21 protein-coding genes are annotated in these 22,050 nt (G+C 61.3%); 10 read left to right on the top strand and 11 right to left on the bottom strand.

Annotation, left to right across the window (positions count from 1 at the left end):
* Positions 1-263: 263 nt before the first annotated feature.
* The 5 genes from AC5ZG1_RS06465 to AC5ZG1_RS06485 are packed head-to-tail and all read left to right on the top strand — an operon-like array spanning position 264 to position 4,506.
* The gene (locus AC5ZG1_RS06465; RefSeq protein ID WP_245474698.1) at positions 264-881 is read left to right on the top strand and encodes an ABC transporter permease subunit; all 618 of its coding nucleotides are present in this window, start codon (positions 264-266) and stop codon (positions 879-881) included.
* On the top strand, positions 878-1,606 hold the full coding sequence (locus AC5ZG1_RS06470) for an ABC transporter ATP-binding protein (protein WP_130225756.1): 729 nt from the start codon (positions 878-880) through the stop codon (positions 1,604-1,606). The genes AC5ZG1_RS06465 and AC5ZG1_RS06470 overlap by 4 nt, the downstream gene beginning before the upstream one ends.
* Positions 1,607-1,626: 20 nt before the next feature.
* On the top strand, positions 1,627-2,709 hold the full coding sequence (locus AC5ZG1_RS06475; protein ID WP_496132317.1) for an ABC transporter substrate-binding protein: 1,083 nt from the start codon (positions 1,627-1,629) through the stop codon (positions 2,707-2,709).
* 36 nt (positions 2,710-2,745) lie between these two features.
* Complete coding sequence (locus tag AC5ZG1_RS06480) at positions 2,746-3,171, top strand: OsmC family protein (RefSeq protein ID WP_130225758.1); 426 nt, start codon at positions 2,746-2,748, stop codon at positions 3,169-3,171.
* A 3-nt stretch (positions 3,172-3,174) separates the two neighbouring features.
* Positions 3,175-4,506 (top strand): LLM class flavin-dependent oxidoreductase, encoded by a 1,332-nt coding sequence (locus tag AC5ZG1_RS06485; protein WP_496132318.1) that lies wholly within the window; start codon positions 3,175-3,177, stop codon positions 4,504-4,506.
* Between the two features lie 277 nt (positions 4,507-4,783).
* On the opposite strand, the gene AC5ZG1_RS06490 is transcribed toward AC5ZG1_RS06485, so the two are convergent.
* Genes AC5ZG1_RS06490 through AC5ZG1_RS06520 form a run of 7 tightly spaced genes read right to left on the bottom strand, consistent with a single transcriptional unit; the run spans position 4,784 to position 11,110 of the window.
* A complete protein-coding gene (locus AC5ZG1_RS06490) occupies positions 4,784-6,289 on the bottom strand; it encodes a class I adenylate-forming enzyme family protein (protein WP_496132319.1) in 1,506 nt (501 codons plus the stop codon).
* Entirely contained in the window at positions 6,286-7,077 is a 792-nt protein-coding gene (locus AC5ZG1_RS06495; protein ID WP_496132320.1) for a VOC family protein, read from the bottom strand. The genes AC5ZG1_RS06490 and AC5ZG1_RS06495 overlap by 4 nt, the downstream gene beginning before the upstream one ends.
* Positions 7,078-7,500, bottom strand: coding sequence for a PaaI family thioesterase (locus AC5ZG1_RS06500; RefSeq protein ID WP_130225762.1), 423 nt, complete (start codon positions 7,498-7,500; stop codon positions 7,078-7,080).
* Positions 7,501-7,536: 36 nt separating this feature from the next.
* Positions 7,537-8,541, bottom strand: coding sequence for a zinc-binding dehydrogenase (locus AC5ZG1_RS06505; RefSeq protein WP_496132331.1), 1,005 nt, complete (start codon positions 8,539-8,541; stop codon positions 7,537-7,539).
* A 26-nt stretch (positions 8,542-8,567) separates the two neighbouring features.
* Positions 8,568-9,557: an ABC transporter substrate-binding protein gene (locus tag AC5ZG1_RS06510; protein ID WP_496132321.1), complete on the bottom strand. Its 990-nt coding sequence runs from the start codon at positions 9,555-9,557 to the stop codon at positions 8,568-8,570.
* Positions 9,558-9,581: 24 nt separating this feature from the next.
* Complete coding sequence (locus tag AC5ZG1_RS06515) at positions 9,582-10,343, bottom strand: ABC transporter permease (protein ID WP_496132322.1); 762 nt, start codon at positions 10,341-10,343, stop codon at positions 9,582-9,584.
* A 2-nt stretch (positions 10,344-10,345) separates the two neighbouring features.
* Positions 10,346-11,110, bottom strand: coding sequence for an ABC transporter ATP-binding protein (locus AC5ZG1_RS06520; RefSeq protein WP_496132323.1), 765 nt, complete (start codon positions 11,108-11,110; stop codon positions 10,346-10,348).
* Between the two features lie 374 nt (positions 11,111-11,484).
* On the opposite strand from AC5ZG1_RS06520, the gene AC5ZG1_RS06525 reads away from it, so the two are divergent.
* Genes AC5ZG1_RS06525 through AC5ZG1_RS06540 form a run of 4 tightly spaced genes read left to right on the top strand, consistent with a single transcriptional unit; the run spans position 11,485 to position 15,696 of the window.
* Entirely contained in the window at positions 11,485-12,639 is a 1,155-nt protein-coding gene (locus AC5ZG1_RS06525) for an ABC transporter substrate-binding protein (RefSeq protein ID WP_496132324.1), read from the top strand.
* The gene (locus AC5ZG1_RS06530) at positions 12,636-13,445 is read left to right on the top strand and encodes an ABC transporter ATP-binding protein (RefSeq protein ID WP_496132325.1); all 810 of its coding nucleotides are present in this window, start codon (positions 12,636-12,638) and stop codon (positions 13,443-13,445) included. Before AC5ZG1_RS06525 ends, AC5ZG1_RS06530 begins: the two co-directional genes overlap by 4 nt.
* Positions 13,446-13,462: 17 nt before the next feature.
* The gene (locus AC5ZG1_RS06535; RefSeq protein ID WP_496132326.1) at positions 13,463-14,227 is read left to right on the top strand and encodes an ABC transporter permease; all 765 of its coding nucleotides are present in this window, start codon (positions 13,463-13,465) and stop codon (positions 14,225-14,227) included.
* On the top strand, positions 14,224-15,696 hold the full coding sequence (locus AC5ZG1_RS06540) for an amidase (RefSeq protein ID WP_496132327.1): 1,473 nt from the start codon (positions 14,224-14,226) through the stop codon (positions 15,694-15,696). The genes AC5ZG1_RS06535 and AC5ZG1_RS06540 overlap by 4 nt, the downstream gene beginning before the upstream one ends.
* A gap of 1,062 nt (positions 15,697-16,758) precedes the next feature.
* Here AC5ZG1_RS06540 and AC5ZG1_RS06545 read toward each other — a convergent pair.
* From AC5ZG1_RS06545 to AC5ZG1_RS06560, 4 genes are all read right to left on the bottom strand, one after another.
* On the bottom strand, positions 16,759-17,979 hold the full coding sequence (locus AC5ZG1_RS06545) for a tyrosine-type recombinase/integrase (RefSeq protein WP_455996757.1): 1,221 nt from the start codon (positions 17,977-17,979) through the stop codon (positions 16,759-16,761).
* A 720-nt stretch (positions 17,980-18,699) separates the two neighbouring features.
* A complete protein-coding gene (locus tag AC5ZG1_RS06550) occupies positions 18,700-19,626 on the bottom strand; it encodes a recombinase zinc ribbon domain-containing protein (protein WP_463331078.1) in 927 nt (308 codons plus the stop codon).
* Positions 19,584-20,417, bottom strand: coding sequence for a recombinase family protein (locus AC5ZG1_RS06555; RefSeq protein ID WP_051396546.1), 834 nt, complete (start codon positions 20,415-20,417; stop codon positions 19,584-19,586). The genes AC5ZG1_RS06550 and AC5ZG1_RS06555 overlap by 43 nt, the downstream gene beginning before the upstream one ends.
* A gap of 138 nt (positions 20,418-20,555) precedes the next feature.
* Positions 20,556-20,720: a hypothetical protein gene (locus AC5ZG1_RS06560; RefSeq protein WP_155255047.1), complete on the bottom strand. Its 165-nt coding sequence runs from the start codon at positions 20,718-20,720 to the stop codon at positions 20,556-20,558.
* A gap of 578 nt (positions 20,721-21,298) precedes the next feature.
* Here AC5ZG1_RS06560 and AC5ZG1_RS06565 point away from each other — a divergent pair.
* The coding region (locus AC5ZG1_RS06565) for an IS630 family transposase (RefSeq protein WP_496132328.1) at positions 21,299-22,050 on the top strand (752 nt) is incomplete at its 3' end.

A 22,050-nucleotide genomic window follows, 5' to 3' on the forward strand; every position in this document is an offset into this window, starting at 1 on the left:
CCGCAGCCAATCGCACGGAGCCGTTCCACCGTGCCGGCGAAACCGTTGTAACGGTGGTCGCCGATGTTGCGCGTCCATCGGAAGTATCGAGATTGCGCGCGCGTGCTCCGATCTGGCGCTCCGTCGCTTTACCCTGGCTTCTCCCGGTCGGCCTGCTGCTCATCTGGCAGTTCCTCTCTGCAACGGGGATCGTGTCCACGGCAATCGTGCCGGCGCCATCCGACATCTGGGACGCCGCGCGGCAGCTTGCCGAACGCGGGGAATTGCAGCACGACATCCTTGTCAGTCTCCGCCGGGTTGCGATCGGCTTCAGCATCGGTGCCTTCGGCGGACTGTTGATCGGCCTGGCCGTGGGGCTGTTCGAGCCGGTGCATGAACTCTTCGATCGATCCTTGCAGATGATCCGGACCATTCCGCACCTGGCGCTGGTGCCGCTGATGATCCTCTGGTTCGGCATCGGAGAGGAGCCGCGGCTTATTCTCGTCGCGATGGGGTCGCTCTTCCCGGTCTACATCAATACGGTCGGCGGCATCCGCAATGTTGATCCCAAGCTGATCGAACTTGGAAAATCCTACGGCCTCGGGCGCGCCGAGCTGGTCTGGTCCATTATTCTCCCCGCAGCGCTCCAGCCCATCCTGGTCGGCATGCGCTATGCGCTTGGCGTGGCCTGGCTCACGCTTGTGGTGGGTGAAACGATCGCGTCGCGGGACGGCGTTGGCTACCTCGTGCAGAATGCCCGTGAACTCCTGCGCATCGACATCATCGTGCTGGCCATCATTCTCTATGCCATGGCAGGCTGGCTGTCGGATTTCATCACGCGCTTGATCGAACGACGGCTGCTGCGCTGGCATCCGAACTATGCCGACAGGGTCAAGGCATGAGCGGAGCCAGCGTCAGCCTGCGTTCGGTCGGCAAATCATTCGCCGGCCGCAAGGTCCTTGACAACGTCGATCTCGATATCGCGGCCGGCCAGTTTGTCTCGATCATCGGGCCGAGCGGCGCCGGCAAGTCGACGCTCCTGCGTCTTGTGGCAGGGCTGGACGCGCCTTCGCTTGGCCGCATCGAGCTCCGGACGACCGGCCACAAGGCGGACGTGCGACTGATGTTCCAGGAGGACCGGCTGCTGCCGTGGCGGACGGTCCTCGGCAATGTCTTGTTGGGCATCAAGGGCAGGAAGGACGAGGCTGGTCGCATCCTCGAAGCCGTTGGGCTGCAGGGACGTGAGAGTGAATTTCCGGTCGGGCTGTCGGGCGGCCAGCGCCAGCGTGTGGCGCTGGCACGGGCGCTGATTCACGAGCCTGACTTGTTGCTGCTGGACGAGCCGTTCGGGGCGCTCGACGCCATCACCAGGGCTGCGATGCAGTTGCTGCTGGGGCAACTGCTCGCCGTGCGACCCCGCACCGTCGTGCTGGTGACGCACGACGTCGAGGAGGCGTTGCTGCTCTCCGATCGCGTGCTCCTCGTCAAGGATGGCGGCATCGCGCGCGATCTGATCTTCGACCAGCCGCGTCCGCGGCACCGCGGCGATCGGGTGCTGTCGGCTCTGAAAGAGGAACTGCTCGACGGCCTGCTGACGGCCGAGCGCGATTTGGTTGCCGTTGCATAACAAGACGGAGGGATGAAGTTATGACTTTTGGTGGTTGGACGCGCGGTGGCGCGGGTATCTCGCGGCGCTCGGTGCTGTCGATCGGTGCTGGATTTGCCGCGGCTGCGACGGGGGTGGGCAGGGCTCCGCGCGCGAATGCCGCCGATACCGTGCCCCGGCAGCTGACTGTCGCGGTGATCGGAGACGGCCGCACCGGCGTCTGGGCATCGCTGCGGGCCGGCGTGGGCGGCCGCAATCTCGAGCAGGAGCTCGGCACCAAGATCGTCTGGCAACCCGGCTTCACGGCATCGCTGCCGGTGATGGAGGCGATCAAGGCCGGCTCCGTCGATTTCACCTTTGCTACCGCAACGGCGGTCGTAAACGCCGTTCCGGCGCGTGTTCCGATCGTGCCGCTTGCGGCCTATCCCTTGCCGGTCGATGAGGTCGATTTCCTGGTGCAGGCCAGTTCGTCGATCAAGACGGCGGCCGATCTGAAGGGCAAGAAGATCGCCCACCAGAACGGTACGACCGGCACCTACAGCCTGATCAAACATCTGGAGACCGCCGGCCTCAGGTTGTCTGATGTGCAGGCCGTCAGCCTGAGCGGGGCGGATGCGTTCACGGCTTTCGCGCAAGGAAGCATCGACGGCTGGATCCACTGGCAGCCGGCCACGGCGTTGGCGCTGACAAAGCTTGGCGGCAAGGCCCGCCTGCTGCCCGACGTGAAAACCTACGATTACGCCTTCTACGTCGCGCGCAGTGATGTCGCGGCGAAGTATCCGCAGCTCTTCGCCAAGTTCGTGAAGATCATCCGGGAGACCCAGGCCTATATCTTCGCGCATCCGGCCGAGTCCGTTGCGCTCTGGGCGTCGCAGGGCGGCTTTCCGCCGAACGGGACTGAGCAGGCCGTCTACGAAAAGCTTGTCCGCGATGCCAGATTGTCCGAATCGACCGCCGTCGCGCTGAGGCCGATCGATGAAGCAGCCGCGGCGTCGACCCAGGATCTTGCCGACAATTTCCACGCACTTGGCGTTCTGCCCAACAAGGTCGACGTTCGATCGTTCCTGCTGGGCGCTCAATTCGACACAGCAAAGAAGGCGGTCACGCTGGAGCTCGGTGCATAAGCAGCGGCGGGCGGCCCGACAACACAGAGAAGCATCATGAACGCTCAAGCCGGCGAGACGGTGTCGATCACCTCTGCCACCATCGGCCATTTCGGCCGCTATCTGCTCAGTGCAGGAACGAACCATTTCATTTCCGATCAGCGTGTGGCGATCGGCGGCCCCGGCGAGGCAATTACCGCCGGCGAACTGCTGCTGTCGTCTCTTGGCAGTTGCTCGCTAGGCCTCATCCAGAAGACGGCGAAAGAGCTAGGCATCGTTCTGCGCGAGGCCGGATCCGAAGTCTCGTTCCGGCGTCACGCCACCGATCCGACCCAGTACGAGTGGATTCGTATCGGAGTGCACCTGTCTGGCGTGACGGCGCGCGAGGCTGAAACGCTAGTCGACGGCTTCACGGCCAACTGCCCAATCTACAACACGCTGAAGCGTGGCGGCCCCGTCGAGATATCATGGACGGTGAGCTGACCTATGCCTGACAAGAAACTTCACCTTGCCGCCTTTGTCTCCGCGGGTCCGGTCTCCGGCAGCCATGCCGGATGGCGGCATCCGGAAGCGGACGGCGATCTGCTGTCCGCCGCTTACTACCAGAATATCGGCCGGCTGTTGGAGCAGGGGCGTTTCGATCTTCTTTTCATTGCGGACATCCTCGCGATCCCGGACACGCTGGGCGGCAGCCTGGACAGCCAGCTTCGCTACGGCGCGCTTGGGGCGCTGCGGCTCGATCCGCTGGTGGTGCTCTCGATCATCGCGGGTGCGACGAAGAATCTCGGTCTCGGCGCCACCATTTCGACAACCTACGCCCAGCCCTATGCACTGGCGCGGACGCTCGCGACGCTCGATCATCTCAGCGGTGGTCGCGCCGCTTGGAACATCGTCACCTCCTTCCAGGAGGCGGAGGCGCGCAATTTCGGCTTGACCGAGCAGCTCTCGCGCGAGGAGCGCTACGAGCGCGCCGACGAGTTTCTTGAGGTCGTGACCAAGCTGTGGAATTCGTGGGAGGACGGTGCGCTGGTCCGAGATCGCAAGACGCCGCTATTTGCCGATCCTGCGCGGGTGCACCGGATCGACCATTCCGCCAAATGGTTCAACGTGCGGGGCCCGCTCAATGTCAGTCGGCCGCCGCAAGGGCGCCCGGTCTTCATCCAGGCCGGCGCTTCCGATCGCGGCCGTGATTTCGCCGCCCGATGGGCGGAAGTCGTCTTCGTGACGCCAGGCCTGATCGACGTCGCGGTCGAATTCCGCAACGATCTGCGCGCCCGCGCTGTGCGGTTCGGTCGCGATCCGGACACGGTCAAGGTGTTGCCCGGCATCGTCCCGGTGATCGCAGACACGGACATGCAGGCGAAGGCGCTGCACGACCAGCTTCACGAACTTTCGCATCCCGAGTCTGGTCTCTCGACATTGTCCTATCATCTTGGCGTCGACCTCTCGCGCTTTCCGCAGGATCAGGTCCTGCCTGAGAACCTCGATGTTCCCGGTGTCGAAGGGCACTACCGCGAAGTCTCCGAACTGACGCGACGCTCGGGCTTGAGCCTGGCCGAACTGGGGCAGCGCTACGGTGCGGGGAGAACCACCAGCGGATTTGCCGGCACGCCTGGTTCGGTGGCCAATCGTATGCAGGAGTGGTTCGAGGCTGGTGCCTGCGACGGCTTCATGTTGCAGGTCCCATATCTTCCAGGAGGCTTGGAGGAGCTGGTCCACGGCCTCGTGCCGGAGCTGCAACGTCGCGGCCTGTTCCGCACCGAGTACGACGGTTCGACCCTGCGCGATTCGCTTGGCCTGCCCCGCCCAGCAGGCTGACGGCCGCCCTTGACGTACCCGACGTTATGCTCTTGAGCTCCGCAATTCGGACCCAATCCGCTTCGCGATGTCCTCCTCAACTCACAATCGGATTCCAAGATGTACCGAGACGTTGCGGGGGGAGGGACCCATGTGCGCCAACCGGCGGCGTATGCCCACTTTGCCCGGATAAGCCCTGGGATGGGACCAGAAACTCGAGCGGTTTAGTCCTCTGACGCAAGGCGGACGCCGAGTAAACGCAGCAATCGCTTCGCTGATATGTGCCAATGTGCCTTGGTTAACCTCGGACGCGCGCCGCAGCTTCCGATTTGAGCAAACACCGATCGATCTTCTGTGTGCTTGCAAGCGGCATGCTATCGACAAACCAGATGCGGCGCGGATGCTGGAAAGCTGCAGCGTGTTCGAGGGCGAACTTCTTGATTTCGTCCTCGGTCGCGGAAGCGTGCGCGCGAAGAACGACAAAAGCGACGGGCTTCTGACCTTTAATGTCATCGTCGACCGGGACAACGCAGGCCTGCGCCACGGCAGGGTGCCGCTCGAGCATGGCTTCGACTTCGCCAGGATAGATGTTCTCGCCTCCACAGACGAACATGTCGTCGCGTCGTCCGACAAAAGCGTAGAAGCCGTCGTCGTCAAGGCGGAACACGTCGCCGGTGACGTAATAGCCGTCCGGGGTGAAGACCGTGCCGAGTTCGGGGCGGTTGTGATATCGATTCATCAAGGCTGGGCTTTTGATCTCCAAAACACCTTCCTTGCTCTCCTGTCCGGTCTCGTCGCGCAAACGCAATTGCACTTTCGGATGGGCGTAGCCCAGTGTGAAAGGAGGCGTGGGTCTGCCGTCCGGGTGGCCGGCGAAGACGATCGGTCCGGCCTCGGTTGTGCCATAGGCATTCATGACTCGCGCGTTTGGCAGCATGCGGTGAATCTGCTCGAGCAGACTCTTGCTCACCGGCGCGGAGCCCATTCTGATCACCCGTACCGACGACAGATCCGCCGATGCCAGCGCGTCCCGCTCGCGCAGCATCATCGCGATCATTGGCGGTACGGCGGTGAGCCAGGTGCAACGATAGCGATCGATCGCCCGGATATAGGGGACAGCTGAAAATTGCCACAGCAGCACGGTCGTGGCGTGCGATGCCAGCGCCAGGAAGGACAGCGCCAGCGCATTCATGTGGTAAAGCGGCGCGGCGATCAGTACACGTTCGTCTGCCAGCGGTTCTGTTTCCCGCCGCGTTCGTGCTACCCAGAGGTGCGCCGCATGACTGAGGACGACGCCTTTGGGCCGGCCGGTCGATCCGGATGTGTAGAGGATGAGCGCTGGTTCGTCGGCGCTTGGTGCGAATGCTTCGAAAGCACTGGGATCGGCGAGCTCCGCGAAACTGTTCAACCCGTCCCGTGAAAGCAAAGTGTGCGCAATGCCTTGTGGAGCTAACGCAAGCCGCTCTTCGTCGCAGAATAGCAGGCGAGCGTTGCTGTCGGTGACAACATAGTCAATCAACTCTTTCGGAAAGCGATAGTTGATGGGAACGGCGACCAGCCCGGCGCGCATGATACCGAGCACCACAGCGATGAACTCGACGGAGTTCGCGGCAAGAATTGCGATACGATCGCCCTGGCTGTAGCCGCGCTTGTGCAGGCTCCTCGCCACGGCATCGGCGAGGTCATCCAATTCGCCGAAGGTGCAACGTGTTTCGGCGAGCTCAGCATCGAGGCCAATGAAGGCGAGCCGGCTACGGTCACCCGCAGGATCGATTATCTTGCCGAGATTACTTGCCGCAGTCATGCGACGACCTCGATCAGCGCCCCGAAAGCCGGCAGCGCGACGATAGTGCGTTGGCTCGTCGAATCGTGTGGCAATCCGAGGGATGCCGCGCGGGCGGCAACGATCTGCGGATCGGAGCTTCGCAATGTCACGGCGGCGAAGCGCTCGATCCGCTCTGCGCCGACTTGGGAAAGCTCTCCGAATCTGGCGGCGAGGGTGGCGGTATCGGCTACCGTGAGTGCAAAATCTCCGTCGATGGCGCCGAGACGATCGAACCGCTCCCGCGTGGCTCCCGGATCGGTGCTGGCGACGGTCAACTCGACGATCCCGGTGACAGCATTGGGATGATCGAGCCAGTTCTTTCGCCAGATCAGTTCGGGCGTGTGATGCTGGCAAAAATAGACGCGCCCGGCCGCGAACGAATCCAGCGCCAGCCGTACCGCGGAAAACCGCGCCTCGTACTCGTGTCCCTCAATGGTCAGCGGGCGCGCAAAGTTCTGCACTGGTTGCGCGTCGAAGCCCGCCTTTACGACAGCATCGCGTGTTGCGCCGGCATCCTTGCTAGCAAAGACGAGCCCATTGAGGCCGATCGGGCTGTCGATCAGTTCCTGGCGCACCTTGTCGCCGCCGCGGGGAAGTCCGATCAATTCGAGATAGGCATGCTCGAAGACCATGAGGTGATTGATAGAGCCGAGCGTCGGATGGAAGCCGCGAGGCGTAAGCTGAAAGCCGAGGCCTTCGAACAGCCGCGCGGCTGTGTCCGTTTCGAACTGCGTGTTGATCACTATGTGATCGAGCTGGATGCTCATCTAACGATCCTGCTGTGGCGTCAGATAGACACCCCGGCCGCTCGCGACGAGCTTGCCGGCGGCATCGTAGATCTTGGCTTCGGCGACCGAGAACTGCTTGCCGAGCTTGATCGCCTTGCCGACGGCACGCAGGTCGCCTCTGGCCGGGCTGTGATAGTCCACGCGCAGGTCGATGGTCGGCACACCGCGCCCGTTGCTTGACACCAGTGCCCAATCGGCGGTGAGATCGACGAGCGTTGCAAGAATGCCGCCATGCGTGTAGCCGCCTTCGACGTTGACGACCCATTCTTCGCGCCATTTGGCGGTAAGTTCGATTTCGCCGTCGCCGACCGACGTCACGTCGAGCCCGAGCCATTGGTGATAGGGCGCCTTGAGCAAGCGCGCCCGGATGTCATCGATCGAAGGGGAATTGTTGTTGGCCATCGGATATGAATCTTTCGAGGGGGGAGACAAAGCCGGTTACGGCGTGACGACGACCTTGCCGAGCACCGTGCGGTCTCGGATTTGGGCGAGGCCTTCGACGGCCTGATCCAGAGGCACGGCGCGATCGATCAACGGATCGATTTTGCCCGCTGCGATCAGATCGAGCAGCGCCGTGAGGTCTTCCTCGTAAAAGCTGTTGGAGCCGCGGATGTTAAGCTCGAAGCTCCAGACGTAGCGGAGATCCTCCTTGGGGTCGTATCCAGCAGTGGCGCCGCAAACCAGCAAGGTGCCGCCGCGCTTGAGACAACGCAGCGACGGCAGCCAGGTATCGCCGCCGGTGAAGTTGATCACGACATCGACACCGCCTTCATGCGTCCGCCGCTCCGGCTTACCGTATCGCGCGATCGCCCATTTCGAGAAATCCGTGGTCTGGTAGTTGACGACGTGATCGGCGCCGAGCGCCTTCAGTCGCGCGCATTTCTCGTCGCTGCCGGCGCAGGCGATGACCTCAGCTCCGAGCAGCTTGGCCAGGATGATGCTGGCGGTGCCGACACCGCCGCTCGCGCCGAGGATCAGGACTTTGTCGCCGGCCTTTATCGTGCGATGTGTGATCAGCATGCGATGCGCCGTGCCATAGGCGACGGGAAGCGAGGCCGCCTGCTCGAAGGTTACGGCATCGGGCAGGCGGATCAGTTGGCGCGCGTCCGCAGCGACATATTCAGCCATGCCGCCGTCGGTCATCTCGCCCATCAACCCGACCCCGGGCTTGAGCGGATTGACCAGCACGCGGTCGCCGACTTTCCAGCCGGTGACGTCGTCACCGATCGCGCTGATCGTGCCGGCGAGATCGAGGCCGATCACCACGGGAAGCGGAACTTTGATGCCGGGCATGCCGCGCACCGTGAATACGTCGTGATAGTTGAACGAGGACGCGCCAACGCGAATGACGACATGACCTGCAGTCGCTTGCGGAATTGGCTTGTCCGTGACGATCTGCAACTGATCGAGGTCGCCGTGGGCGCGGAGCACTAGGGCTTTCATTGTGCTGGTCATGAGATGCGATATCCTTACTTGAGGGCCTTGGAGCGTTCGTAAGGCCCGGTAACGAATAGGTCGTCGTTGAGTTCACCTTTGATGAAACCGCCAGCGGCGAGCACCTCGTGCTGGCGCTTCAGGCTGGCGATGTCCGAGGGCTCGAAGGCAACGCGATTCATCGCGTCCCAGTTCTCGACATAGACGCGCGCATCCTTGGTGGGCAGGTTGGCGCTCTTCTCAAGAATGGTGACAACCTCGTCTTTGTGCGCCGCGCCCCACGCCAGCGTATCGCGCAGGGCGGCAATGACATTGGCGACCGTGTCTGGCTGGCTGGTGATCAGGGCTGTGCTCACTGCGCCGACACCGTTGTAGGGCAGGGCGTCAGATTTTGTAAGTTTGCGCCATTCATCGACGAAGCCGCCGAGCTTCCTCACCTTCAATTCGCCGTCGATCTGCGCGACCGTCACCGAACGAAGCGCCGCGGCGTCGACCTGCTTCTGGGCGAGGAATTGGACAAGGCGGGACTCGTTGCCGCCGACCAAAGTGAAGTCCTCGCTCTTGATGCCGTAATTGCCCGACAGAACCGCGCCGGCGATGACGGCAACTGACGAGCCCGCGGGCGACATGCCGATCTTCTTACCTTTCAATTCAGAGATCGACTTGATCGGCGAGTCGCTCGGCACCACGACCTGAACGTCAGCGGGCTGCGTCGCGGTGAAGATCTTGATGGGCACGCCTTCCGCGGCGGTGCTGAAGACACCAGCGAGCGGTGCCCCGAAGGCCAGGTCGATCGAGCCGGATGCCAGCGCGCGCAGCGGCGCGTTCACGTCCGGAAAGTGGACGAATTCCGCATCGATACCGCGCTGATGGAGGAAATCCTTGGACTGCAGCACTGAACCGTAGCCGAGGCTTACACCACTGGTCCAATAACCGATGCGGACCTTTTGGCCGGCCTCGGCCGGCATCGTGGCGGCGACCGCCACGACAGCCGCAGCGGCAAGCAGGAATTTTCGGAGCTTCATGGAGAGGGCCTCATGCCTAGGAGATCAAGATTTCCAACGGAACAGTGTGCGTTCCAGCGGTTTGAGCAAGCCAGCTTCGAGCGCCAGCATCAATGCCACCAGCAACAGCGTCCAGGCGAACACCTTGTCGCTCTGCACGAGGTCGGCAGCCTGGCGCAGGCGATAGCCGATGCCGTCGGATGATCCCAAGGTCTCGGCGACCAGCGACACCCGCCATCTGAAACCGAAGGCGAGGCGCGCGCCCGAGAAGAAGTGAGGGAGAATGCTCGGCAGGTAGACCTTGAAAAGAATTTGCGACCGCGACATTCGGAACGATCGTGCCAGGTCGACATATTGCCGGTCGACCACCAGCGTTCCCTGCCAGACATTGGTGAGGATCAGTGGAAACGCCGTCATGAACACGACGAAGACGGTCGTGGCGTCCGATATACCGAACCAGATGATCGCGAAGATCGCCCAGATGGCCGACGAGACGGTATTGAGGATGGCGAGGATCGGCTCGAAGAAAGTCGCGAGAGTACGATTGGAGCCGAGGATGAGCCCTGCCAGTGTGCCGGTGACCGCCGCGAGCGCGAAGCCGCTGAAGACACGGCTCATGGTAGCGCCGACATCGTGGCGAAACGTCGTGCTTTGCAGGAGATCGCCGATGGCACCGAGGACCTTGGCCGGTCCCGGCAAGACAAACGACGGCACTTTGCTTGCGGCATACCACCACAGCAAAGCGATAGCGCCGAACAACAGGCAGCGCTGCAGAAATACGCCGGTGAAGCGGGTCAACGAAGGCATATCTATGCCTCGATCCGCAACTGGCGGATCTGCTCGCTCACGACGGGGTCGGTTGGGATACGTGGACGCGGCAGGTCCAACGTCTTGATGCTGCGGATGCGGCCGGGCCGCGGACTCATCATGACGATTCGATCCGCCAGCACCACGGCTTCTTCAATGTCGTGGGTGACGAACAGAATCGTAATGCCGTGCATTTTTTGCAGGCGGATGACCTCGCAGTGCATTTGGCTGCGCGTCTGCGGATCGAGCTTGGAGAATGGCTCGTCCATCAGCAGGATGCGCGGCTCAACGACGAGGCTGCGCGCAAGCGCAACCCTGCTGCGCATTCCGCCGGAGAGCTGGTGCGGCCACGATTTTGCAAAATCGGACAGACCGACATGTGCCAGCATGGCGTCGGCCTTCGCGCGCCGAGTCGATCTGTCCATGTGCTGCGCCTCGAGGCCGAATGCGACGTTGGCGCGGATGCTTCGCCACGGCAGCAGGCGATCTTCTTGGAACATATAGGCGATACGATCGCGGTCGCTTCGCAGATTATTGACAGCGCCATTCACGCTGATCTCGCCGCGATCAGGCTGCAGGAGGTCCGCGATGATGTTCAGCAATGTGCTCTTGCCGCAGCCGGACGTTCCGATCAGTGCCACAACTTCGCCAGGCGAGACCACGAGCGAAATGTTCTCGAGAACCTTGAGCGCGTCGAAGCTTTTCTCGATGCCATTCAACGCAATAGCGGGCGTTTTAACGTCGTGCGCAGGCAAGTGGAAGTTCATCAAATGGCTCGATGGATGGTGACGCAACCCTGAGAGTGGAGGGCGCGGTCAGCCACACTTAGTCAAAAGATGCAGTTGCGAAAAGTAATCTCGGCGATCCGCATGGAATAAGAACGATACTTTCGGTTCTTGGACCTATCGAGTGATTTCGTTCTCAATCTGAGGCGCGTGAGAAAAGAATATTCTGGGCAAGGATTTTCGGCCGATGCGGAGCACCGTGGATGAAAGGGAAGCTCGGCGGAACACGAGTGTTCGGCTCGCGCAATGACCGGCTTTCATGCAGGTGGTCGTAAAACAATGTCGTGCACGTTAAGCGATGCGTTGACGCGATACTTTTGTCATGCGAAATACCCTTTGTAAATCAAGGATTTGGCATGTTTTTCTCTAAGGTGGCGTCGACGGTGGCAAATTGTTTCAAGTGCGAGCGGTTGCCGGGCACATTTTCCTTTCGGCGTTTTTTCACGATCACTTGGCTCGCCGCAGCAGCAGTTCTGGTTCAGGTGTCGCAGGCGCCGACACAGGCGGCCGACCGCGTGAAAGTTGGTCTCGGCATCCCGCCAACGGTGACAGAAGGCGGCGTGCAATCCATTGCGGATGAACTCGGACTGTTTCGCGACGAAAATCTCGACGTTGAATATGTGGTGCTCGCCGGTGCTGGCGCATTGCTGCCGCAACTCTTGCAAAAGAACATTACGATCGCACTGCCGCTTCCCGAGACGCTGCTCTCTGCTCACAAACCAGGGAGCGAGCCGTTGCCGGTCTCGTATTTCTACAATGCTGGTCCGAGGAATACGCTCGAACTCGCTGTCAAGGCCGACTCTGATATTCGCACGATCGCCGACCTGCGTGGCAAGAGCATCGGTGTTGGTGCGCTGACGTGGGGGACGATACCGCAGACTCGTGCTTTGCTCCGTGCGGCAGGCTTGACGCCGGGCAAGGACGTGCAGATCGTTGCAGTCGGTGTTCTTGGCGCCGGCTTTCACGCGCTGCGCGAAGACCGCGTGCAGGCGTTGAACTTCAACAGCACATGGATCGACTTGCTGGAGCAGGAAGGCGTGGCCGCGCGCAGGCTCGCTTATCCGCCTGCGTTCCGCCAAACGGTAGTGAACGGATATATCGCGCATCGCTCGACGCTCGACGACAATCCGGATCTACTCGAGCGCTTCGGGCGCGCCTGGACCAAGGCGCTCGTGGTTTGCGATACCAACCCACGCGGCTGTGTCGAGGCATTCTGGCGAAAGAATCCATCGGCGCGGCCGCAGGGTGACGCCGCCGCGGCTCTGGCAGCCAATGTCCGCCTGCTGCAGCGATGGATCGAGCCATTGCTACGCGATTCGGACGGTAAGGCGCGCGTGCCGGGTGCCTACGATCTCAACGTCATCCGCACCTATGTCGGCGAGATGTATCGCTATGGCGAATTCGCGTCCGAAGACATTCCTCTCGATGCCTATTTCAGCAACAAACTGGTCCCAGGCTTCGTCAAATTTGATCGTGACGCTCTCGTCGCCCGCGCTCGCGCGCTGCCATGAGCGCTGTTGGACTTGAGGCGACGTCCCGGCCGGCGCTGGTTGCGCTGTCCGGCGTCCGCTTCTCATATCCGGGGCGCGCGAACGCTCCGGTGCTCGACGACTTGTCGCTTTCGGCGGAGGCGGGGGAGTTCCTTGCCGTGCTGGGCCCCTCCGGTGGCGGCAAGTCGACGCTCCTGAAGCTTCTCGCTGGACTTGCAATCGCGCAGGTGGGACGGGTGATGGTGGGCAACACGGAGGTCCGTCGTCCGCATCGCGATGTCGGCATGGTGTTTCAGCGGCCGACATTACTTCCGTGGCGTAATGTGCGCGATAACGTCTTGTTGCCCGTCGGCTTTGCCCGCGGCGCCAGTAGCGAGGAAGCGGCGCGGGCCGATCGCCTGCTTGAGATGACGGGGTTGCTCGAAAGCGCACATCTTTATCCCGATCAACTCTCCGGCGGCATGGCGCAGCGCGTGGGATTAGCGCGTATGCTTCTGCATGATCCCCGTCTTTTGCTGCTCGACGAGCCTTTCTCTGCTCTCGATGCGATGACGCGCGAGCGGCTGTCGCTTGAACTTCAGCGCATCTGGATGACGGAGCGGCGGACCGCGATCTTTGTCACACATTCGATACCGGAGGCGCTGTTCCTGGCCGACCGCGTCGTGGTGCTCGCCGGCCGCCCGGCGCGCATTTTGGCGGACATCAAGGTCGATCTGCCGCGCCCGCGCACGCTTGAGACGATGGGAGGCGGGACATTCAACACATTGGCGCTCGAACTGCGTCGTCTGTTCGACGCCGTCGCCAGCAATAGTGGAACGGCACGATGAAGTGGTTGAGGTGGCTGGTGCCGCCACTGGTGACGCTATCGGTCATTCTCGCAGCATGGAGCTACGCGACAGGTCCCGGCGGCCTCCCGCCTTATTTGTTACCTGCGCCCTCGGCCGTGGCTCAAGCCCTGTGGTCAGGACTGGCCTCGGGAGAGTTTTGGCCGCATGTTGTGTTCACTATGTCGTCTACGCTCATTGGCTACGCGATTGGCTCGATCCTCGCGATCGTAGCGGGTGTGCTGGTGGCGGAAAGCCAACTCTTCGAGCGCTTTGTCTTTCCCTATATTGTGGCAATACAGGCCACGCCCAAGGTCGCGCTCGCGCCGCTGATCCTCGTCTGGTTCGGTTTTGGTCTCGCGTCGAAGGTCGTTCTGGTCGCTCTGATCTGCTTTTTTCCGCTGCTCGTGAACACGATCGGCGGCATCCGTCGGACTGATCCGGAGCTGGTGGCGATGGCGCGATCCTTCTCACGTCCGTCCTGGTGGATATTTCTTCATATCAAGCTGCCGGCGGCTGCGGGCGCGATCTTCGCGGGCCTCGAGATCGGTATCGTGCTGGCACTGATCGGCGCTGTTGTCGGCGAGTTCGTCGCGGCCGAGCGCGGCGTTGGTTACCTGATCGGCGCGGCGACGGTGAACATGAACGTAGCTGCGATGTTCGCGGGCGTTCTCATCCTTGCCGTTTTCGGCGTCTTCAGCAGCTTCGCCGTTCGGGCGGTGCAAAGGCGCGTCGTATTCTGGGAACACGTGCCCAGTGATCTGCCAACCGGGGAGCGTCCATGACGTCACAGTCCAGCAAGATCGATCAACGCCTCGCTTTTGCATCGGCGACCGAACTCCTCGCTCGCCTGAGAAACAAGGAATTCTCGGCCAGAGCGCTGCTCGAATTTCATATCGAGCGGCTCGACAAGGTTAACAGCTCGATAAATGCGGTCATCTTCACAGACCTCGCCGCTGCACGTGCACGCGCCGACGAGGCGGACGCCGTGGCGGCGAAAGGGCAGACCTGGGGGCCTCTCCATGGGCTGCCTGTCACCGTGAAAGAGAGCAACAATGTCGCCGGTTGGCCGACGACCTATGGCGATCCCGCGCTGAAGGATTTCATCGCACCGCGCAGCGCCGTGATTATCGATCGGTTGCGATCCGCAGGCGCAATTATCTTCGGCAAGACGAATGTTCCGCTGAATCTGATCGATTGGCAGAGTTATAATGCAATCCATGGCACCACGCGCAATCCGTGGGATCTCAATCGAACCCCCGGCGGGTCGTCCGGAGGCGCCAGTGCTGCACTTGCTGCCGGACTGACGCCGCTCGAGCTTGGTAGCGACGCAGGCGGGTCCATCCGCATGCCGGCTCACTTCTGCGGCGTGTTCGGTCATAAGCCGACGCCTGGAATCGTTCCCGATCTCGGCAACGAGCGCGCAGGCAGTCTGATCGGCAACGATCTCGTCACGAGTGGGCCACTTGCGCGTTCGGTTGCCGACCTCTCGCTCGCTCTGAATGTTCTGGCAGGACCGGCAGGCGATGCAGCCAGCGGATGGCGCCTCGAACTGCCAGAGCCGCGGGCGACCCGACTGAGAGATTTCCGCATTTCGATCGTCACCAATTCGCCGGTTGCGGAGGTTGACGAGCCCTATCGCGCGGCGATACGCGCTCTGGCTGCTCGATTGAGGGAGGAGGGCGCGAGCGTCGTCGAGGAGGCCCTCCCGTTCACCGATCATGCATCATACCATGCGACTTACGTGCAGCTGTTGCGCGGCTCTGCAACGGCCCGGCTGCCCGTTGCGGTATTTGACAATGCGGTACGCCGCAGCGAGGAGCAGGGAGCAAACGTCACTCCTTATGTCCTGCAGACGGCTCGGGCCTATGCGCAACGCCATCGCGATTGGCTCCTGGCCGAAGAGAGACGCGCGCACTTGAAGAGAGATTGGGCTGACTTCTTCGAACGGTTCGATGTGGTGATTGCGCCGGCGACGGTCAGCGCAGCATTTCCGATTGACGAAGCGAAACCGCGCGAGGAACGCACGCTGCGGATTAATGGTCACGACGTGGATTACAACGACCAGCTCTTCTGGGCCGGCCTCGCAACGCTCCCGTCTTTGCCAGCAACAGCAGTGCCGATTGGTTTGGTCGATGGGTTGCCGATCGGCGTGCAGATCATCGGTCCGCATCTGCATGATCGCACGACGCTTGCCTTTGCCGCAGAATTGGAGCGGTTTTATCCATTTGTCGCTCCCGCGGCTTTCAGCTAGTCGCTAGATGAGTCGATCTTCTTGACGTTCCTGGCGCATGGCAGACATCGGTTTACTCAAGCGGTCGTTTGCCATGGACTTTCGGGAGAACTATTTTATCTGCTGGCCAGGTTGCTATCGCGCCGGCGCCCGAAAAACAGCTCGGCAGAGCGCGGCGCTGGTGCCAAGACGTGTCCTGAAATGATGCCTTATCGGGTAGGCCAAGGGCCGGACCGTCATTTCCGCTCTACTCCTAACAGCAGAAGTTGGCGCTTGCCGCCGGCAGGTCTCCGAAGGGCCCAATAAGAGAAATACCTGCTATCATTAGACGCATAACGATAACACGTACCTGGACAGCAACAACCGGCGGTCCTCACCTGCTGATTGCTGATGAACAACTCCGGTACTGGCGGGGTATCGAGGGATGGCGCGATCATAGAGATCCGGCTGACCAAAGTGGCTATGCCCGTGCGTGCAGAGTAACGACTTGGCTGGGATTAATCGCCTGCCACCATGGCAGCGCTGTCGTGGTATCTGGGCCCATATCTGACGATCCCTTCGTCCATCCCGGATGCCGGCTCGTCGAGGTAAAGCGGACATAGGTCCGATTGATCGACGTTCGTCCTCGACCCACGACATCCGCAATGAAAAGCCTCCGCCATCTGGCGGGGCTTTATGTGTTTCAGCCTAGGGGACCAACTTTGCCCCGATTAGAGGACCAACTTATAGGGGACCAACTTTGCCCGCGGCTGCAATCCCACACTCAAGTCGAAATATCAACTGCAGCCGGTTGTACTTCCACACCTGATGCACTCTATGAAGGTGCCGTTCCGCACCAGTCGAGGCGAGTAGTCCAGGTTGGACGGCGCGAGTTTAAATTTGTTCCGCGTCCTGCAGTGTTGGTGCCTCTTACATGAGGTCTGACGACACCTAGGAGCGGGCGCAGAGTCAGATCATGCGAATCCGAGTCAGGTCTGCTGCGAACCGATAGACGCTGATTTCACTGGTGGGCCCGGCAGGACTCGAACCTGCAACCAGACCGTTATGAGCGCCGGAAAGGTGCTTCGGAGCGCGCAAAACCCCTTATTTTGCAGGCATCTTTATCACGTTCGTTTTCGTTTGTTCGCTCCGTTTCTGTGGCGAAGCTGTGGCGGTAGATCGTCGCTTCGGTTTAGCCGTCATCTTCTCAACGGCGTCGGATAGATAGTCCGGGTGATGGTGACCATATACCTTCAGCAGCGTCTCAACGGACATTCCTAAATACCCGGCGCCCTGCCAGGGATCGGTGCCGTTTTGCATCAACCAGGTTGCGGCGGTGTGGCGCAGCGTGTGAGGCGAGATGTTCTTGCCCAAGTTTGCCAGCTTCACGGCGCGTTTGAAAGCTGTCTTGACCGAGGTCACCGGCTGCCCGTTGAATTCGACAAAATGTCGCTTGATGATGCCGCGGGCATGCCAGCGTCGCAGGTGTGCCAACAGACGAGGCGGGATCGGCATTGGAGGCTGACGTTTGTTCGTTTCCTGCTGACCTTGCCGGCGCCGGTAGTAGACCCCACGCTCCAGATCGACAAATGACCGGCCAATGGCCGCAATCGGTGAAGCGGACGCAATGGCGCCCGCACGCGTTCCGCTATAGAGGCCGATAATGATGAACCGCGCGAGATGGCGCAACGGGCGCTTGTCCGTCTGGACTTTCTGGCCCTTCATGGGACCACGATGCACAGTTTGGATCTCTCGAGCTCGCCAACAGATCCAAAGCAGCTTAGCGGCCTGTTCGCGTGTCAACCACGCATCGCGTGGCGGACCTTTCTTCGGCAGCTTTACCTTGACGAGTCCGCGGTGATATCCCTCATCAGCATGATGTTCAATCGCAGCCCGAAGATCCTCCAGATCACGCCTCGAACCGCCATTGTTTCCACGTTTCTTCACGTACTCGTTGCATTTGGCCTTATTGACGTCGCCCAGCATTAGCGTGCCCCAGAAGTCACACAGCCGCTTCATGCGGGAAACGTACTTTTTGGCATCTGCATTCTCTACGAACAGGTCTGGCCGATCGTCGATGAAGATGGAAAGCACATCCGCGATCGGTATTGAATCTATGTCGCGCTCTTTTCGCTGCGGCGAGTATTTGCCGCTGATGTAGTCTCTGAGCGCTTGCTCAGCCCTTCCAATTTCATGTTCAAGGCATCCTGTGCCTTGGTACTTAGTGCCGTCTCGGATGATCCAGGTGGCCGCGTGAGTGAGCTTTCCGGCCTCGTAGCGGGCTGGTCTGAGGTGGAGACGGGCACCTTTACTTCTACGCGGCATCGGCCACGCATCCTTTCAATCTCATTGAGCGTCGTAAACGCTTTACCAGCAATAATCTCGACCGTAAGTCGCCCCCGCTTGGCCTCTCGTCTCAAGCTGCTTTCCGAAATGCTCCGGTCCGGAAATGCGATTGCGGCCGCCACAGACAGCCTCAGTGGGGTATCAGGTCCTATACTCTCCAAAGATGTTGGCGCTGGTTTTCGCATAAATCATCTCACAAATGATTCAGCCGGGCAACGGCGAAGCTTTGACACGCTTCGTTGACTTCGTAGTCACACATTCCGGAGTATCGAGCGGATCAAGCGGCTGCGACGCCACGCCAGCGCGCGCATTCGTTCAGACCTCGGCGAGGCCATTGAATCGCCCCGCCAGAGAACATTCAGGCGATGAAACCAAGCACGTGCTCCGATTATCCCTGGCGTATTGCCAAGCGGTCTGCGAAAGCTGAATGGTCATGAAGCCTTCGATCAACAGAAGCGCACTGCTGTTCGCGGTTCAACTGCAGCTAAAGGAAGGCTGCCACCTCAAGACGCTGCATGCCGAAAGACCGTATCACTCAGTATAGTTTGGTCGCACGTGGAGAATGCGATCATCTTTTTGTAATCTTCGCGTTCGGCGCTTGTCCGTTGAGGGAGGTGATTGACGATAGTTGAAACGTATCAATTGTAGGCCTCGAGTGGATAGGGCCGCGTAGGTCGGCGGATGTGCACGGCACGAATTTCAGGGCAGACAAGTGTCGACGACCGTTAGTGTCGGAGGTGGAAAGGCGCCTCCACCGCGCCTTCGCGCAGCTGCGCTGATCGCAACCGAGAACGAATGCTCTCGCAAATGTGGGGTTGGTAGCGTGCCCCCGCTACCAACGGTCACCCCCCCCCCGCTCGAACGTTTCAGCAGCGGTCCCGGCAACGTCAATTCCGACAAGGATGCCTTGATCTCGATTGCGAGTTCGTCGGTCCCCGGCGGCGCATGAACGATGACGGCTTGGACCAGCTGGCGCAGCGTTGCGACGAGCACGGGCTCGTCGAGTTCCGCAGCCTCTGCGGCGACCTCGGCTAGGCGCCTGATGTCGGCGAGATAGCGCTCGATCGCCGCCGGGTGCACGGTGACGATCTCGGAAGCGGCCGCGATCTGTGCGAGCTCGGCCTTGACACGCTTCCGTTCGGCCGCGAGCTCATTGACCTTCGGGTTGTAGGTGTCGAAATCCGCGCCCTTCGCAATGTTCGTGATCAGGCGATCGATCTCGCGGTCGAGCTCGCCGTTGCGGCGCTGCAGATGCTTCTCGCGATCGCCACTCTCCTTGGCCAAGCGCCGGCGCTCGGAGTTGTAGGTGCGGACATATTCGGCGATTGCCTCGGGATTGGCGAGCTCCTCGCGCAAGCCTTCAAACACCAGGGTCTCGATCGCTGGGCGCGAAACCTTGCGGCCGTTGCTGCAGACGCCGCTCTCGCGGAATGCCGAGCACTGCATGCGGTGAGGCTTCCCCTTCCTCTGCGCGCCGATCGCCGACATACCGGCGCCGCAGAATCCACAGCGCAGCAGGCCTGACAAGGGCCGGACAGCCTTGCGCGATTGCGAGGCGCCCTGGTGACTGCGGCCAGCCTTGATCACCTGTGCGGCCTTGAACGTCGCGTCCTCAACGATCGCCAAGTGCGGCGCGTCGACGCTACGATATTGGTCTTGCGGTTCGGGCGTGGCACGCGCCTTCCGGTGGCAGGATCCTTGATCATGCGGACCTTGTTCCAGACGATGCGGCCCGCATAGAGCTCGTTGATCAGCATACCATGGCCGCGTGCGGCATTGCCGTTGATCGTCGACGCGTTCCAATTGTTGCCGCGGGGCGGTCTGACACCGTCGGCATTGAGGCCCGCGGCGATCTCGCGCGGCGTCTTGCCCTCGACAAACTCGCAGAAGATTCTCCGCACGATCTCGGCTTCGGCCTGGTCGATCTCGAGCTCGCCTGGTTTGCCTGCGATCGCCCGATAGCCGTAGGCGCGGCCCCCGGCGTGGCGGCCGTCGCCGATCACGCTCTCGAGGCCGCGGCGGGTGTGGACAACCCGGTTCTCGAGAAACATCTCGCCCATGAGCGCGCGCAGGGCGCCATCGAGCTTGCCCACCTTGCCGCTCGCCGTGTGGATCGCAATGCCGAGGAAGTCGAGCCGCTTGCGTGCGGTATGCCAATCGCCCTGGTCGCGCGAAATGCGATCGACGTCCTCGGCGATGATGACATCGAAGCGGCGCGCTTCGGCTGCTCGCATCAAGTCCTGGAAGCCGGGACGATTGACGGTCGAGGCGCCGGAGATCTCGCGATCGCAGAAGGTCAGCACGACCGTAAAGCCTTCGCGGGCGCAGAGCTCGCGGCAGGACGCGATCTGATCGTCGACAGATCTATCGTTCTGCCGATCGGACGAGAAGCGGGCGTAAATGGCTGCGCGGATCATTTGCGGTTGCCTCCAGCTCGGCCCGGCGGACGAGCTCGGCCGCATGATCCTGCCTTGCGTGCAGTAATGCAAGGGCGTGCGCAACGGCCAAAGCGGCCGCGCCAGGCCTTTCCGCGGATAACTCGCGCGGCGAGTTAGTCATCGGGAGCCGGGCTCCTGCTCGATCATTTCGACATTGAGCGGTGCCGTGAGGCTTTCGTTGGCGAGCGCCGCGGTGTCGCCGACGACGCGGGCGATCGAGAAGACAGCACATTCCTGCAGCTCGAGGTCAAGGATGGCGGCTATGATGGCGAACACCGTCACCTCATCGTCTCCCTGTTTGCGGCCACCAGCATACGTCGCCCATCGATCAGTGCTTCGCCGGCGAGCTCTGCGACGTCGCCATAGCCGCGGCAAACGCCTTTGTTCTGTTACCTATCGGGCGAATGCCGGAAGCGTTGATCATCCGAACATCATGCTCAGGCGAGGCCAAAACGGAATGAACGCTATGAGCTCATCGTACGATCGGATGCGACAGGAAAGGAAAAGGAGGGCAGCCTGCCGGTCGGGTCTTCAACCCGCGTATTTGGGGCGAAAGTCCATCTCGGCCCAAACGAGTCCCTGTCTCGCCATTGATTTCGTTATCATCGGCCGGCACTCGAAGCCGCGCGCAGACTGTTATGAGCGGCAGAATAGCGATCAGCTTCGTTGAATTTCCTACGTTTTCGTTCGATTTCGATCGCGTTCGTTGCGCTTCGTTGATGCCGTTTCTAGTGCGAAACTGGTCCGATTGCACAACTCTCCTTTCGGAGGACGGACCATCGCATCGGGGTCCCTAGTCATCTGGAACGCAAGTTCGTCACATTAGTTGATAGTTCGAATCTCTACAGAGGAGAGTGCGAGTGGCTAATGCAGGTGAGCGAGGCCGGCCGATTGCGCCGTTAATGCTGAATCCGCAGGAGCGGGCGTACTTGGAGAGGCAAGTTCGTCGTCATCGTGTTGCCCGGTCGCTGTCTGAGCGATGCCGCGCGATCCTGCGATGTGCGGATGGCTTGCCAAGCAAGTCTGTAGCTGCGGAACTCGGCCTCCACGAACATACCGTTGGCAAGTGGCGCCGCCGATTCTTGAAGGACCGCTGTGATGGCCTGCTTGACGAGGCCCGCCCTGGCCGCCCTCGCACCATCAACGACGATCAGGTCGCTGCCGTGATCGAGCGGACGTTGCGTACGACGCCGGCCGATGCGACGCACTGGTCGATCCGCTCGATGGCTGCGGAAACCGGCTTTTCCCACACCACGATCCGCCGAATGTGGGCAGCGTTCGGCTTGCAGCCGCACCGCAGCCAGACGTTCAAGCTGTCGAGCGATCCACTGTTCGTCGACAAGGTGCGCGATATCGTCGGCCTTTACCTATCCCCGCCGAACCGAGCCCTTGTCCTCAGCATCGATGAGAAAAGCCAGATTCAGGCACTCGATCGCGAGCAACCGGTCTTGCCGATGATGCCTGGCGTACCGGAACGTCGCACGCACAGCTATGTGCGGCATGGTACGACCTCGCTGTTTGCCGCGCTCGATGTCGCCTCGGGGTTCGTCATCGGCAAATGCTACAAGCGCCACCGCGCAGTCAAGTTCTTGAAGTTTTTAAAAGAAGTCGA

Source organism: Bradyrhizobium sp. Leo78 (assembly GCF_059512425.1).